This window comes from Caulobacter sp. GW821-FHT10E02 (genome assembly GCF_059415225.1).
Window position 1 is genome coordinate 116,349 of the sequence record NZ_JBWKMV010000006.1, and the last position, 13,470, is coordinate 129,818.

16 protein-coding genes are annotated in these 13,470 nt (G+C 64.5%); 6 read left to right on the top strand and 10 right to left on the bottom strand.

What is annotated here, in order from left to right:
- Positions 1-65: 65 nt before the first annotated feature.
- From AC07NI_RS25215 to panD, 4 genes are all read right to left on the bottom strand, one after another.
- The gene (locus AC07NI_RS25215) at positions 66-347 is read right to left on the bottom strand and encodes a hypothetical protein (protein ID WP_494624281.1); all 282 of its coding nucleotides are present in this window, start codon (positions 345-347) and stop codon (positions 66-68) included.
- Positions 348-503: 156 nt separating this feature from the next.
- The gene (locus AC07NI_RS25220; RefSeq protein ID WP_494624283.1) at positions 504-944 is read right to left on the bottom strand and encodes a GNAT family N-acetyltransferase; all 441 of its coding nucleotides are present in this window, start codon (positions 942-944) and stop codon (positions 504-506) included.
- Between the two features lie 102 nt (positions 945-1,046).
- A complete protein-coding gene (locus tag AC07NI_RS25225; RefSeq protein WP_494624285.1) occupies positions 1,047-1,748 on the bottom strand; it encodes a hypothetical protein in 702 nt (233 codons plus the stop codon).
- Positions 1,749-1,908: 160 nt separating this feature from the next.
- The gene (gene panD / locus AC07NI_RS25230; RefSeq protein ID WP_494624287.1) at positions 1,909-2,469 is read right to left on the bottom strand and encodes an aspartate 1-decarboxylase; all 561 of its coding nucleotides are present in this window, start codon (positions 2,467-2,469) and stop codon (positions 1,909-1,911) included.
- Positions 2,470-2,669: 200 nt separating this feature from the next.
- Here panD and AC07NI_RS25235 point away from each other — a divergent pair, with 200 nt between their 5' ends.
- Entirely contained in the window at positions 2,670-3,674 is a 1,005-nt protein-coding gene (locus AC07NI_RS25235; RefSeq protein WP_494624288.1) for a glycosyl hydrolase, read from the top strand.
- A 107-nt stretch (positions 3,675-3,781) separates the two neighbouring features.
- Here AC07NI_RS25235 and AC07NI_RS25240 read toward each other — a convergent pair whose 3' ends face one another.
- From AC07NI_RS25240 to AC07NI_RS25265, 6 genes are all read right to left on the bottom strand, one after another.
- Positions 3,782-4,441: an alpha/beta hydrolase gene (locus tag AC07NI_RS25240; RefSeq protein WP_494624290.1), complete on the bottom strand. Its 660-nt coding sequence runs from the start codon at positions 4,439-4,441 to the stop codon at positions 3,782-3,784.
- Between the two features lie 82 nt (positions 4,442-4,523).
- Positions 4,524-5,105 (bottom strand): RES family NAD+ phosphorylase, encoded by a 582-nt coding sequence (locus tag AC07NI_RS25245; RefSeq protein WP_494624292.1) that lies wholly within the window; start codon positions 5,103-5,105, stop codon positions 4,524-4,526.
- Positions 5,102-5,662 (bottom strand): antitoxin Xre/MbcA/ParS-like domain-containing protein, encoded by a 561-nt coding sequence (locus AC07NI_RS25250; protein WP_494624294.1) that lies wholly within the window; start codon positions 5,660-5,662, stop codon positions 5,102-5,104. The genes AC07NI_RS25245 and AC07NI_RS25250 overlap by 4 nt, the downstream gene beginning before the upstream one ends.
- 244 nt (positions 5,663-5,906) lie before the next feature.
- Positions 5,907-6,701: a 3-hydroxybutyrate dehydrogenase gene (locus AC07NI_RS25255; protein ID WP_494624296.1), complete on the bottom strand. Its 795-nt coding sequence runs from the start codon at positions 6,699-6,701 to the stop codon at positions 5,907-5,909.
- Positions 6,698-7,897 carry a patatin-like phospholipase family protein gene (locus AC07NI_RS25260; protein ID WP_494624298.1) on the bottom strand — a complete coding sequence of 400 codons (1,200 nt, stop codon included), beginning with the start codon at positions 7,895-7,897 and terminating at the stop codon, positions 6,698-6,700. Before AC07NI_RS25260 ends, AC07NI_RS25255 begins: the two co-directional genes overlap by 4 nt.
- Entirely contained in the window at positions 7,890-8,456 is a 567-nt protein-coding gene (locus AC07NI_RS25265) for a carboxymuconolactone decarboxylase family protein (protein WP_494624300.1), read from the bottom strand. Before AC07NI_RS25265 ends, AC07NI_RS25260 begins: the two co-directional genes overlap by 8 nt.
- A 198-nt stretch (positions 8,457-8,654) precedes the next feature.
- Between AC07NI_RS25265 and AC07NI_RS25270 the strand changes: the two genes are divergently transcribed.
- The 5 genes from AC07NI_RS25270 (at position 8,655) to AC07NI_RS25290 (ending at position 13,396) form a co-directional block, all read left to right on the top strand.
- A complete protein-coding gene (locus AC07NI_RS25270; RefSeq protein WP_494624302.1) occupies positions 8,655-9,353 on the top strand; it encodes a hypothetical protein in 699 nt (232 codons plus the stop codon).
- A gap of 178 nt (positions 9,354-9,531) precedes the next feature.
- Positions 9,532-10,152, top strand: coding sequence for a DUF433 domain-containing protein (locus AC07NI_RS25275; protein WP_494624304.1), 621 nt, complete (start codon positions 9,532-9,534; stop codon positions 10,150-10,152).
- A complete protein-coding gene (locus AC07NI_RS25280; protein WP_494624305.1) occupies positions 10,149-10,568 on the top strand; it encodes a DUF5615 family PIN-like protein in 420 nt (139 codons plus the stop codon). Before AC07NI_RS25275 ends, AC07NI_RS25280 begins: the two co-directional genes overlap by 4 nt.
- Before the next feature lie 157 nt (positions 10,569-10,725).
- Entirely contained in the window at positions 10,726-11,082 is a 357-nt protein-coding gene (locus AC07NI_RS25285; protein WP_494624307.1) for a hypothetical protein, read from the top strand.
- A gap of 202 nt (positions 11,083-11,284) precedes the next feature.
- Entirely contained in the window at positions 11,285-13,396 is a 2,112-nt protein-coding gene (locus AC07NI_RS25290; protein WP_494624309.1) for a hybrid sensor histidine kinase/response regulator, read from the top strand.
- The last annotated feature ends 74 nt before the right edge of the window (positions 13,397-13,470 follow it).

Genomic DNA, 13,470 nt, shown 5'->3' on the forward strand with positions numbered 1-13,470 from the left:
AACCAGTTCGGGCAAATCTCAAACGGTCTCACCGGGCGCGCTCGAAGGTCGGCCCGCCGCTGACCTCAATTGATGGCGCTGCCCCAAAGCAAGGCGACGAGCACGACCATCGTCAACGAGAAGAGGATGCGCGCGATCGGATTTCGAACGCGCCAGGCGAAGGTCTCGCAGATCAGGCCGGCGCCGATCAGAACGACGGCCGCGGCGGCAAAATCCGACGGCGTCCATTTGACTTCGGACGTAAATCGCATCGCCACCGCGGGCGCGATCAGCGCCACGGCGATCAGGAGCCAGGCCGCCGGACGGGCGAGCGCCCAAACCCGCTCCGCCGTTCTGGAATAGCTCATCAGCTTGCTCTCTCGCGCGAAGTTGGAGTCAGTAGACCGAACGGATGTGCAGATCGCATGGAGACGGCATGAAAACGCAACGCTGCGTGAGACGCCTCGGACCGCTCCGACCCTCGCCCCTGTCGTCGCGCCGGATCTGGCCTGAACGGACGGCCGCTAAACGCGCTTGCGCAACGGCCGGCTGAACACATGACCGCCTTGGACGAACCCCGTGGCCAGGCAGAACGCTCGCAACTCTGCGGCCTCGGGCGGCGCGTGAAGTTCCAGATCGCCGCATCCCGCCGAGCGCGCGGCCTGGGACGCAGCCTTCAGCAGAAGCCGCGCAACGCCGTTGCGACGGCGGTCTGGATCAACCAGGAGCGTGGAGATCCAGCCGACCTTGAGGTCGGCCGTCAAGACCGCGTGCCAGTGGGCCGCGATCAATCCTGATGGCGGCCCCCATTCCTCGGCGATCAGAAGTACGCCCGGCTGGTCCTGGAGGGCCGCAAGCCGCGCGGCCAACCGGTTTCGGGGGACCGTTGCGCCGAGCAACTCGGCGATCCCGTCAAGGTCGCCGCCATTGGCGGCGCGAATTGAAAGACCATGGCGGCTCGACACGGTGAGCGGGTTTCCTGGTTGCTTCGGAGGGTCTAGCGGCGGCCTTGCCCCGAACGCCTAGACCGACCGGATGTGAGCACGGCGGCCCGAGCGAGGCGCGGATCAAGCCTGCTGTCGCCAGAACTGGGTGCTGTAGTTGTTCAGCCCTCGAGAATGGGAATCGACCGTCGCCTGAAAGACCTTGGGGATCGCGCGCCCGTCGCCGCCGTCCTTGAGAAAGTCCCTGACCGAACAGAGCGCGCCCCTCATGAGGCGTTGCCAGGTCTCGTAGAGCAGGGTCTGCCGCTCCTGCGCCGCCTTGGCCGCGCTCGGTTTCCGCTTGGGAAGGGGCCTTGAATAGTCCGGGCGCAGGTCAACCTCGTGTTCGAAGGTGATCGCGCCATGGGTCCACGGATCCTCGAGCGCCTGTCGCCACCGGTAGTGGATCGTGACGCTGAGATGCTTGTCGAAACGAAACGGCGCGATGATCTGGTCGTCGACATAGAAGCGCTCGCCGTCCTTCAGTTCCTCTTCCATCCGGTCCTTCATCGTCGCCACCGCGTGGGAGAGGTCGTACGCTTCCTTGCGTACGTCCCTGTCGGTCTCCTCGCGCTTACGCGCCGACTTGGCGTCTCGATGTCTTTTAAGCGCTGTTTCGAATGAACTCAGCTCCCTGGCGATATAGGGACCGCAATCGTAAAGCAGGCTACGCAACGCGCCGATCTGCTCGGTCGAGATCGCCTGGTCTATCAGCCTTTCAAGCTCACGCATGTCGATCGCCGCCAGGGCCTGCTGCTCGCGGCGGGGAATATTGATCTCGCCCATGTCGCAGGTCCTCGTTCTCGCACCCGAAGCTCGTACGCATCCGGCCCGCCGGCCGCCGCGCGGGAGGTCAAGCTGGGTCGTTGACCAAAGCTAGGCTGATTGCGGCCTCGGCGGATAGCTCCGCGCCAATGGTCGCGAGAAAATCCCTGTCGCCACGGGCTCAGGCGCCGGCAACAGGGTCCGCCACGCTGCGCTCGACGAGTTGGGCGATCTCGATCTCGCTCCAACCCTTCGCGCGCAGCGTGTCGGAGAGTTTGGACAGCTGGACCTGCAGCGAGGCCCCGCGCCGGTCCGCCTCGGACCTGGGCCAGTCGATCTCCTCGGTCGAGAAGGTGAGGTCCCCGCTCTGGGCTCGGCCGACGACGTAGGCAAAGTGCGAACGGACAGTGTTGTCTTGACCGAAGGTGAGAACCTTGGGCCGGATGTCGGTGATCGTATTCGGCTCGATATAGGCCGAGCTGGCGATGATGATCTCATCCCCCTGCTGGCAGGTGCGCGCGGCCGCGCCGTTCAGGATGCAACATCCCGAGTTGGGCTCTCCGTAGATGACATAGGTGGAAATTCTGGCTCCGGAGGCCTTGTTCCAGATCTCGACAAATTCCAGAGGCGCGATGCCGACTGCGTTGCACAGCACCGGATCCAGGGTGATGGAACCATGATAGTTGAGATTGGCGTCCGTGACCTTGATGCCGTGCAGCTTTCCGCTGACAACCTTTATCATAGACCATGCTCCCCAGGGGATTTCGCGGCCGACGCCCTGCGAGACACTCTGTGTATCAACTCCAGAACGCTCGAAGGCCGGCGCTCCTTCCTCACTCTTCATCGAACGGTGTCAAGGTGACGCGAACGTCAGGGCGGCAGCCTCCCATGTTGATCTCGACTTGGGTCACGCCTACCGCAGCAGGGCAGGGGGGAACGATCATGGGACTTTCGCGGCGAGCGACGCTGACGACGGGACTGGCCGCGGCCGCGCTGGCCGACGCCGCCCGCGCCGCGTCGGGTCGGCCCAGGCTGAGCAACCCAGGCGCATCCCCGCAGGCGCGCGCCCTCTATGATTTTCTCTGGAGTCTCTATGGCCGCCGGACCCTGACCGGTCAGCAGGAAGGCGTGGCCCACGCCAGCCCGATTGAGCTCGACTACATCGAGAAGGTGACCGGCCGCCTGCCGGCGATCCTTGGCCTCGATTACATCGACCCGCGCGACAACGAAGCCGTCAACGCGCGGGCGATCGCCTGGCATCGATCGGGCGGGATCGTCAGCCTGTGCTGGCATTGGGGCGCGCCCGATGTTGGACCAGGCTACGAGAACGCCAAGAAGGACTTCGACCTGATCGCCGCTCTCCAGCCCGGCTCACCCCAGAATCTGGCCCTGCACCGCGACCTCGCGAGGATCGGCGACCGGCTCACGGTGTTGCGCGACCGCAAGGTCCCGGTGCTGTGGCGGCCGCTGCACGAGTTCAGCGGCGACTGGTTCTGGTGGGGCAAGCATGGACCCGAGGCGTTCAAGGCGCTCTGGGCGCTGATGCACGACGAGTTCACCCAGCGGCGTGGTCTGGACAATCTGATCTGGGTGGCCGGTTGGGCTGGACAGAACGTCGATCCGGCCTGGTTTCCGGGACGCGGCCGCGTCGATGTCGCCGGCGCGGACCTCTATGTCGAGGACCACGGCGACCTGGCCTCGATGTACCAGGCCGTGAAGGCCGTCGTCGGCGACACCCTGCCGATCTGCCTGCACGAGAACGGGCCCATCCCGGACCCCGCGCTTCTGGGACCGAAGGCCGACTGGCTGTGGTTCATGACCTGGCACACCCGCTGGCTGACCGATCCCAGCCAGAACGATCCCCAGCGCCTGAATGCCTACTACGCCTCCGAGCGCTACGTAACCAAGGACGAACTGAGCGACGCTGGCCTGCCGCGCCCGGCCTGAAGGTACGAACAGGGACCTTCCCGACCATCCCCATCGCGGGCGCCGCGGCGGGGCCGTGCTTGTGGCGGCCAGCATCGGTCAGCCGGGCGTGTGGCGCTGGACGAGGATCACGCCAAGTGCTCGGCGAGGAAGCGCGCGCCAAGATGCAACCCGGCCTCGTCGATGCTATGGCCCAGCCCGTGGGAGACATGAGCGGCGACGTCGAAATCCAGGGCCTCCAGCCGGGTCCTGGCGGCCTCCAGCGCGCTGACGGGCAGGACCTCGTCCCGATCGCCGTGAACCAGCAAGATCGGCGGCTTGGAGATCACCTCGGCGGCCAGGGCGTCCGGATCGGCCAACATGCCGGAGAAGCCGATGACGCCCGCCAGACGTCGGGCCCGACGGGGACCGACGTGCAGGGCCATCATCGTGCCCTGGCTGAAGCCGACCAAGACCAGCCGATCCTCGGTCAGTCCATGCGCTTCCAGCTGAGCGTCGATAAAGGCGTTCAGGGCGGGCGCGGAAACGCGGACGCCAGCGGCTCGCGCCTGGGGCGTGAGACTTGTGAGCGCCCACCACTGCCGGCCGAAGGGCACGCCCTCGCACGACTGCGGCGCGTCGGGCGCCAAGAACAGGGTGTCGGGCAAGGCGCCTGCCCAGTAGGGGGCCAGGTCGATCAAATCGGCTCCGTTGGAGCCATAGCCATGCAGGAAAATGACCAGCGATTTGGGTTTGCCGCCAGAGGCTGGGGCGGCGCTGGGGCCCTCAAGCATGGGGTTCTCGGTCATGGTGGTCCTTGGTGCGTGGTCAGCGCTTAAAGTTGGGCCGGGGGAACGAAGGCTAGGCCGATTGGGGCCACGGTGGACAGGCCTACGGCGCGATCAGTTCGACATTGAGTTCCGCCAGCGCCGGCGCCAGTTGGGGCAGGCGGGAAAGCTCAACAACCGGACCACCCTCCAACTTGGCGACGGCCCGCTCGTAGACGGCCACGCAAGGACCGCCAGTAAGGCGCGACGAATACAGAAGGCCATCGACCTCGGGGGCCTGTTCGAACACCCGGGCGCTGAAGGCCCGGCCCGCCTTGTGCGACTTGGCCCTGGCCGCGTCCGTGGCGACGCCCAGCTGGAGCAGGCCCGTCGTTCTGATGTCGAGCAGGTTCAGGTCCAAGACCGCTTCGACCTCGCAGACGCCCCAGGTCTCGACCTCGGTTTGGGTGATGAGCCGCCGGGCCTTGCCGACGAACCGGTCGCGGATCAGGGTCTCGGCCACGCCCGTGTCGATGGCTGGCGAGATATAGAGCACCTTGAACCTGTCGTCCGGGCTGGCGAAGCGCGTCCTGCCGAAGCCAAGGCCCAGCGGCGTGGCCTTGAAGGCAAGCGGCGTGACCCTTAGCCAGCGCCGAGGGCGGAACGGCAGGGTCAGCCGCTTGATGACGGCCGGGTCGAAGATCACGATTGACCGAAGTCTCGGCCCGCCAGGTCGCTGACGACATCAACCGCGCCCGCCTTCAGGCGATCGACCGGCTTCTTGCCGCCCAGTTCCGGGTGCTCGGTGACCAGCCATAGCCAGGCCGTGCGCGGATCGCCGACCGTCGCCAAGACCGCGTCGAGACCTTGGATCGGGCGACCGTCAATGAACTGGGCCAGCGGGAAGACGTGATGGCGTGCGCTCTTGAGCAAGCCGATCACCAGGCCCTGCTTTTGCCAGGCATGCAGGGTCGAGCGCGCGATGCCCTGGCTGCGCTCCAGGTCGGACGGACCGGCGACGGGCCCTGCCCATTCCTCCAGCGCCAAGGGCGCAACCAGGGGCGACAGTCGGCGACGGCCTTCAGCGGCCGTCAGCAGCGCCTCGACACCTTCGCCTTGCGTCGGGAGCGGGCTGTCCTCGGCCGGAGCCTCCAGCTGCGCGATGATGCTGGAGACGAACTTGGGCATCTCCCGCCGATGGACGAACAATTGCCCCCGCTGACCGGCGGACAGCTTCTGCACGGCGGCCGTGAAGGCGGCCACCACTTCCCGAAGGGGGGCTTCTGCGTCTAGGTTTCGACGGGCGGCGTTAGACGCCATTTCGCATTCCTCGGCACGTTGCGTGTTTTGTACAAAACAATCGATGTCGACCTTGTAGCGTCAATTGTACAAAATGTCCAGAACGTCCCGAACGTTCAGCTGACCGGTTGTGCGCTGCGGGCGCGACCACCTGAAGCGTGGAGCCGCGCAAGGAACGCGAAGGGGCCCCAACCGGCCAAGCCGCATCTCACTGCATGAACCAGCCGTGGCTGACGACGATCGATTGGCCGGTCAGGGCGTTTGTCGGGAAGCTGGCCAGGAACACCGCGGTGCGCGCCACGTCGTCCACGGTCGTGAATTCGCCGTCGACGGTGTCCTTCAGCATCACCGTCTTGATGACGTCTTCCTCGCTGATGCCCAGCTCCTTGGCCTGTTCGGGGATCTGCTTCTCGACCAGCGGCGTGCGAACGAAGCCGGGGCAGATGACATTGGCGCGCACGCCGTGCTTGGCGCCTTCCTTGGCCACCACCTTGGCCAGGCCTTCCAGCCCGTGCTTGGCGGTGACATAGGGGGCCTTCAGCACCGAAGCCTCCTTGGAATGCACCGAGCCCATGTAGATCACGCTGCCGCCGCGCCCTTGGGCGTACATGTGCTGCAGACAAGCCCGGGTGGTCAGGAAGGCGCCGTCCAGGTGGATGGCCAGCAACTTCTTCCAGTCGGAGAACTTGTAGGTCTCGATCGGACCGACGATCTGGATGCCGGCGTTGGAGACCAGAATGTCGATCCCGCCGAACTTCTTGGCCACCGCTTCGATGCCGGCGTTGACCTGGTCTTCGTCGGTGACGTCCATCGACACGCCGAAGGCGCGCTCGCCGGTAGGGTCGAACTCCAGCGCCGTGGCGTTGGCCGCTTCGATGTTGAGGTCGGCGATGGCCACCTTTGCCCCATTGGCCAGGAACTCCTTGGCGATGTCCTTGCCGATGCCGCTGGCGGCGCCGGTGATGACCGCGACCTTGTCTTGCAGGCTGTTGGACGTGCTCATGATCGATCCTTGGCGGGGGAGGGCGCGGGGGCGGTGAAGTCAAAGGTCTGGACCGAGTGGGCCGCCGTGGGCGGGGTCAGCACTTCGGGGTGAGACAGGGTGGTCAGGGCGTCGCGGCGACCGGCCGCCCAATGCTCTTCCATGGTCCGGCGCGAGAACTCGTAGTCCTTGGACTGGCCCTCGTAAGTGGCCGAGCGATAGACCAACTGCACGATGTTGTAGACGGCGGGATCGGAAGCCTCGGCCAGCAGCCGCGCCTGTGGCGTGGCGGCCAGTTCGGGCGGCATCTGGGCCAGCAGTTCGTTGAACGTGGCGCGCATCCTCTGCAGCTTCTTGAAGCTGTCGGTCGCCGCGCGGGTGCGGCTGGAGAACTGCACCTCCTTCATCCGCACCGCCACCTCCGACAGGTCGCGCGGCAGCACGCCCTGGGCGCTCCACAGGTCGACCTGGAAGATAAGGGTGTCCAGGTCCGACCGCGCCGACAGCACCCAGTCCAGCGGGGTGTTGGAGACCATGCCGCCGTCCCAGTAGAACTCGCCGTCGATCTCGATCGCCTGGAAGGCCGGGGGCAGGGCGCCGCTGGCCATGATGTGCTCGGGGCCGATGACGTCGGTCTCGTTGTCGAAATAGGCGAAGTTGCCGGTGCGCACGTTCACGGCGCCGACGCTGAAGCGTACGGTCTTGGCGTTGATGCGGTCGAAGTCGACCAGTCGCTCTAGAGTGAGGCGCAGCGCCGCGGTGTCGTACCAACTGGTCGCCCCGCCGACGCCGGCGGGCATCAGGAAGGGCGGCGGCACGCGAGGGGTGAAGAAGCCCGGCACGCCCTTGGCCATGATCTCGCCGGCCGCCAGCTGATTGACCCAGCCACGCGCGGCGTCTCCGTTCAACATGTCCGACCAGAAGCTGGACAGGCCGCCGTCACGAGGGGCGCTGACGGTCTCCCAGAACTCGCGCAGCCGGGCCACGCGGTTTTCTCGGGCGTTGCCGGCGATGATGGCGCTGTTGATCGCGCCGATCGAGATGCCGGCGATCCAGGTCGGCTCGACATTGGCCTCCAGCAGGGCCTCATAGACCCCGGCCTGATAGGCGCCCAGCGCGCCGCCGCCCTGCAACAGGAGGGCCACGCTCTCGAAGGCGGTGGCGTTGGGCTTGGGCTTTTCCGGCGCGGCGACCGCCTTCTGGGCGCGGCTATTCACGCTCGGGGACCGGCACGTTGAAGCCGTTCAGCGTCACCGAGACCAAGGCGTAGAGGCCGACCAGATAGATCAGTTCGTTGGTCCCGTGCTGGCCGAAGGTCTTGATCGCCAGAGCGTACAGCGGCTCGGGCAGCACGCCGCCGCGGCTGAGCGCATAAGCGACGTCGAAAGCCACGCTCTCGTCCTTGGCCAGGTCATTGGGCTTGAGGTCGGCGACCAGGGTGGCCAGGCGCTCGGCCGGCATGCCTTCCTTTTCGGCCACGGCGATGTGGGCGTAGATCTCGTAGGCCGCGTCGTAGCGAGCTCCCACCACCAGGATGGCGATCTGGCGGACGTTGTCGGGCAGGACGGCGTTGGCGGTCATGGCCAGGGTGAAGTCCCAGATCGCCTTGCCGATCGCCGGCTCGTGCAGCCAGGGGTTCCAAGGCCCCATCAGCGCGCCGTCCTCGCGCTCGACCTTGAAGGCGTTGAAGTGACCGGCGATCCCCTGTCTCATGTCGTCGTATAGAGGCTTCTGTTCGGGCGTCAGGTCTGCGGGCGCGATCAGGGGCAGGCGCATCAGGGATCCCTCCGGGGGCGACGATGACCAACGCGGCCATCGTCAGAATGTTGCGGTGCAGCAAGCTCCCTAGATCGTGGCGTCTTCGCGGCGTTCAGGCCCTGCCGAACGCAATTCGTCGTCGTCCACCGGATAGGGCGTTAGCAATGTCTGGCTTAGCCGCTTACCCTCCTTGAAACGGAGCTTTCGCGAGGCGACATGGCCGATCTGAGCGACGCGGAGCAGCTGGCCGAGGACATCGCAACTATCCGCGAGCGAACGGCGAAACTTCGCGCGAGGCTCCCACGGATTGTCGATGTCGCGGAAATCGGCGTCTGGTCCAAAGCGCCCTACAAGGCGTTGGTCATTCGTGGCGCTCTGGCATGGCGCACAGAGGAGATGGCCCGGACTCTCTGCGACGCTCTGGATCGCTCCGACCGGGCGGTTGGCATCACCTTGGCGCGTTCGATCATCGAAAACACCGCGATGCTCTGGCGACTGAGCAAACTTTTGGAGGGGCGAGCTGTTCACACCTCCAACGCCCTCAACGACATGCTGACGCCAATGATGATGGGGTTCAGAAGCGAGGCCGACTTTCCTCAAGCGGTCAATGTCCTAAGCCTTATCGACCGGTTGGATAAAGCGATCCCAGGCGTTCGCCGCGCCTACGACACCTTCAGCGAAGCGGCGCATCCCAACTACGGTGGGGTCTCTGGGCTCTACACGCACACCGACCATGATCAGTACCGCACGACGTTCGGACGGGATGTCAGGCCCAGCCCAATTGGAAACTCAGCGGCGCATATCACCGCCGCATCCATGGCGTTGTTCAGCCATGCGTTCGACTCCATCGAGAAAATGATGCCGAAGTGGCTGAGCGAGTTGAGCCCGTTGACCGGTCCGCGGGACCCGGAATAGGGGGCCCGCGCGGCTATGCCGACAACATGGCGATCGCCGCCCGCCTGTAGGCCTTTGGCGAGATCAAGCTGACCAGAGACGGCGACCGGGCCCGTGCGGCTTGGCGTGCGGAGCTTTCATAAGTTGTCAGTGTTGACTATATATCTTCCGATCGTTCGGAAGAATTGGAGAGACCGCCTTGGCGACCGCCGCCCACGACATGTTGACGCCGTCCGAGGCGGCCGTCGTCGCCGAGGTCAGCGTGCGCGACGTCAACCGAATGATCGACGAGCATATCCTGCCCAAGACATATTATCGGACCGACGGCGGACGCTGGCTGCGATCGGACGCCTGCGCTTTCGTGCGGTTCTATTTCCACACCGCGCCGGTGTTGACCGCCGAGGCGCGAACCGACGTCATCCACAATCTTATCAAGACGCCGCTTCGCGAACTCCATCTGCCAATCAAGCACCACTACCTTATCTTTGATTTTGGATCGTTCGTCAGCCAGACCGACCATCGCCGCGATCAGTTGGATCATGCCCGCCAAGCCGTCGTGCAGGATCCCGAGATCCTCGGCGGCGCCCCGGTCCTCAAGGGCACGCGGATCCCGGTGCACGACATCGCCGCGAGCCTGTCGGCGGGCAAGTCGGTAGACGAGGTCCAGAAAGCCTACGACCTCGACGAGGAGCGGATAGAATTGGCCCGGCTCTACGCCGAAGCCAATCCTCTGCGGGGCCGTCCGCGCAAGCCCGCGAGCCTTCGTTCCGGCCACAAGTTGATCTCGACGCACACGGTCGCCCGTCGCCCGCGGTCATGAAGTTCCTGATCGACGAGTGTTTGAGCGACCGGCTGGCTCACGACGCCATCGAGCAAGGCCATGAGGCCACAATGCACGTACGGTGGATCGGCAAGGGCGGCGCCAAGGACTGGGAGCTCCTTCCCATTATCCTGGAGGGTGACTGGACCTTCGTGACCAAGAACGCCTACGATTTTCGTGGTCCAGCCTCGGCTCCGGGGACGAAGGGCGAATATAGCAAGACCGACCTCCATGCGGGCCTGATCTGCCTGAATGGTCCGGTCGGCATGGACCTGGATTTGCAGCGCGAGCTTTTCGAGATCGCGCTGCAAACGCTGACCGCCGAGCCCGACCTGGTCAATCAGGTGCTTGAGGTGTCGCTCGCGGCTGATGGGTCGAACATCATCCAGGTCCAACGGTATGCCTTGCCAATCTAAGAGGCTGGCTAGTCCACCAATTGTACCAGTTTCCGATAAGATATGTTAGACGTCAAATATATTGACCGTCAGTGTACTGAGTTTCCGACTCTAAATCCTGCGACCGCCTCAGAGCCGATGCCGATTGGGCCAAAGCACAGCGGCATTGAGCACAGCGATGCAGAAGGCCCAGACGCCAAACTTCCTGAGCATTGTGAAGTATTGCCAAGGATCGAGCCCCAAGGACTCTGGACGCCAAGCCTTGAACACGCCCGCACCTAACGCGCCACAAAATGTCATCGCGACGAATGCTGCAATTAGCATCATTGCGGAAGACCAGAGCGCCCATCGCGGGACTGTCTTGACCATTTCCAAGCCCAACAGGATATCACTTCACGAAAGCACCCTACCGTTCCAGGGTTTGCGCGTCGAGGATCGAGAGTTTCAGGTCATGGCGGGCCGCAAACCTCGCGACCGAGGCGCATTTCACTGGATGGGCGTCGGCCGCCATTGCTTGCCCGCGCGATGCATTTGATCCTTATTTTTTTGCTCCTATCCAGTAAGACACTGTTATCATTTGATATAGGTGTCTCACCTTATCTAAAGTTCATGCGGATTTTATTTGATAGTCACGGACAAATCCACGCGACGACGTCGTGCGACCTAAGGTCGCGTTCGCATGGACATTAACTCCTCTCTGTACGCGACACGGTTAGCAGGTGCCCGAGAGGTCATCCATGCGCCGGCAAACACCGCAGAAGACACGATGGGACATCCTGCAGCTGGGGCTGCTGGCCGTCGGCTTGGTGATCGCCGGAGCGGTCGCCTTGTTCGCCTATATCTGGGCGGACCTGAACCAGGCCGAGGCGCGCCAGGAGACCTTGCTGGTCGATCGCAAGGTCGACAGGAACCTCGCGCGCCTGCACGAAGAGACGGTTTCGGTGACGGCCTGGGACGAGGCCTATTTCAAGACCAAGGGTTCGATCGATCCCGACTGGGTCGACGAGAAGCTGACCGAGTACTACCACCTCTCCTTCGACCACGACGTCACGCTGCTCTTCGATGGCCGTGGTCGCCTCCAGTATGCGGCCCGGGACGGCGAGCGGGTCGCCCTCGGCCAAGAGGAAGATCTCGAGGCGTCGATCCTGTCGACCGTTCGCTCGGTGCAAAGAAGCGAACTCAAGCAACGTGATCTCTATGCGTCGCAGGGCGGGCGCCGAGCGAAGGCCGCGGCGCAGCGTTCAATCATCGTGGCCCCGGACGGACGTGTCTATTTCCTCGCGGTAGCGGCGATCTTGCCGCGCAACGGCCTGATGCGCGATCCGCAAGCGGCGAGCGTGGTGGTGACCGGCTGGCTTCTGGACCGACAACTCCTCGCCCAGCTCTCTCAGGACATCGGCGTGCCGGACCTGGGGTTCCGACGCGACCCGTCGCTCACCTCGGGGCCCGGCGTTGTGCCGCTGATCGATCCGGACGGACGCGGTCTGGGGGCGCTCGTCTGGACGCCAAGCCAGCCCGGCGCCGACGCGCTGCGCAAGCTCGCCGAACCCGCGATCATCGCCGGGCTTGTCATGGCCTTGGTTTTCACGCTCTTGGGCATGTGCATCGCGCGTATGCTCCGCGATCTTTCCGCTCAGGAAGACGCGCTGCATGAGACCTTGCACGCGCTCACCGTCGCGCGGGACGACGCCCGCGCCGCCAGCGTCGCGAAAAGCGAGTTCATCGCCAATATCAGCCACGAAATCCGCACGCCCTTGAACGGAATTATGGGCATGGCCCAAGTCATGGCGCGCGACGATCTCCCTCCGCCCCAGCACGATCGCGTCGACGTCATTTTGCAATCGGGCAAGGGGCTCCTGAGCATCCTCAACAGCGCCCTGGATCTTTCCAAGATCGAGGCCGGCCGGCTGGAGATCATGGATGCGCCCTTCGAGCTGGCGCCATTGCTGTCGGAGGTCTGCCGGACCTATGAGGCCGTGGCCCAGGGCAAGGGCATAAGGCTCGATTGGCGCGCTGGCGACGCGGGCGGCTCTTGGATCGGCGACGAGGGCCGTATTCGCCAGATCCTTCTCAACCTGGTTTCCAACGCTGTTAAATTCACCGATCTCGGCGCCGTCCAGATGGATGCCCAAGCCCTGGACGACGGCCTGGTCGTCCGGGTCCGCGACGATGGCCCCGGCATCGCGCGCGAACGCCTGGGCGAACTCTTCAACGCTTTCACCCAGCTCGATAACTCCAGCACCCGGCGATTTGGCGGCACGGGCCTTGGTTTGGCGATCTCCCGGCGTTTGGCCGCTCTTATGGGAGGCGACATCAGCGTTGAAAGCACCGAGGGTCAGGGCTCCACCTTCACCTTGCGGCTGCCGCTCGCGCGGCCGCCCGCTAGGGAAGCGGCCAGGGAGATCGCCTCGCCAGAACCGGCCGTTTCGAAGGGGCTGCGCATCCTGGCCGCGGAGGACAACGCCACGAACCGTCTCGTCCTGCAGGCGCTGTTGGCGCCGCTCGAAGCGGAACTGATACTGGCCCGGGACGGCCAGGAGGCGGTCTCTCTCTTTCGCGACCACATGGTCGATATCGTCCTGATGGATATACAGATGCCGATTATGGATGGCTTGGCCGCCACCAAGGCGATCCGGGCCATCGAAGACCAAGAGGGGCGCCGCAAGACGCCGATCCTGGCGATCACGGCCGATGCGCTACAGCATCAGGCCGAAAGCTATCTCATGGCGGGGATGGACGGTCATGTGGCCAAACCGTTGTCCGTCGAGCTTCTCTATGCCGCAATCGAGAACGCGCTCATCGGGCCGTCGAAAGACGCAAATATTCCCCAGCCGGTCAGCGAGCAATAAATCAATTTACACCTTTCAATGCGCGCACCTTTCTAAACTCAATCTTCACTTTTACTCACGATACGGCCTTATAT

Bases quoted from the DNA above. Each gene is read 5' to 3' on its own strand.
- AC07NI_RS25215 (WP_494624281.1), bottom strand. From the start codon at position 347: ATGAGCTATTCCAGAACGGCGGAGCGGGTTTGGGCGCTCGCCCGTCCG.
- AC07NI_RS25225 (WP_494624285.1), bottom strand. From the start codon at position 1,748: ATGGGCGAGATCAATATTCCCCGCCGCGAGCAGCAGGCCCTGGCGGCG.
- panD (WP_494624287.1), bottom strand. From the start codon at position 2,469: ATGATAAAGGTTGTCAGCGGAAAGCTGCACGGCATCAAGGTCACGGAC.
- AC07NI_RS25235 (WP_494624288.1), top strand. From the start codon at position 2,670: ATGGGACTTTCGCGGCGAGCGACGCTGACGACGGGACTGGCCGCGGCC.
- AC07NI_RS25240 (WP_494624290.1), bottom strand. From the start codon at position 4,441: ATGACCGAGAACCCCATGCTTGAGGGCCCCAGCGCCGCCCCAGCCTCT.
- AC07NI_RS25255 (WP_494624296.1), bottom strand. From the start codon at position 6,701: ATGAGCACGTCCAACAGCCTGCAAGACAAGGTCGCGGTCATCACCGGC.
- AC07NI_RS25265 (WP_494624300.1), bottom strand. From the start codon at position 8,456: ATGCGCCTGCCCCTGATCGCGCCCGCAGACCTGACGCCCGAACAGAAG.
- AC07NI_RS25270 (WP_494624302.1), top strand. From the start codon at position 8,655: ATGGCCGATCTGAGCGACGCGGAGCAGCTGGCCGAGGACATCGCAACT.
- AC07NI_RS25280 (WP_494624305.1), top strand. From the start codon at position 10,149: ATGAAGTTCCTGATCGACGAGTGTTTGAGCGACCGGCTGGCTCACGAC.
- AC07NI_RS25285 (WP_494624307.1), top strand. From the start codon at position 10,726: ATGCAGAAGGCCCAGACGCCAAACTTCCTGAGCATTGTGAAGTATTGC.
- AC07NI_RS25290 (WP_494624309.1), top strand. From the start codon at position 11,285: ATGCGCCGGCAAACACCGCAGAAGACACGATGGGACATCCTGCAGCTG.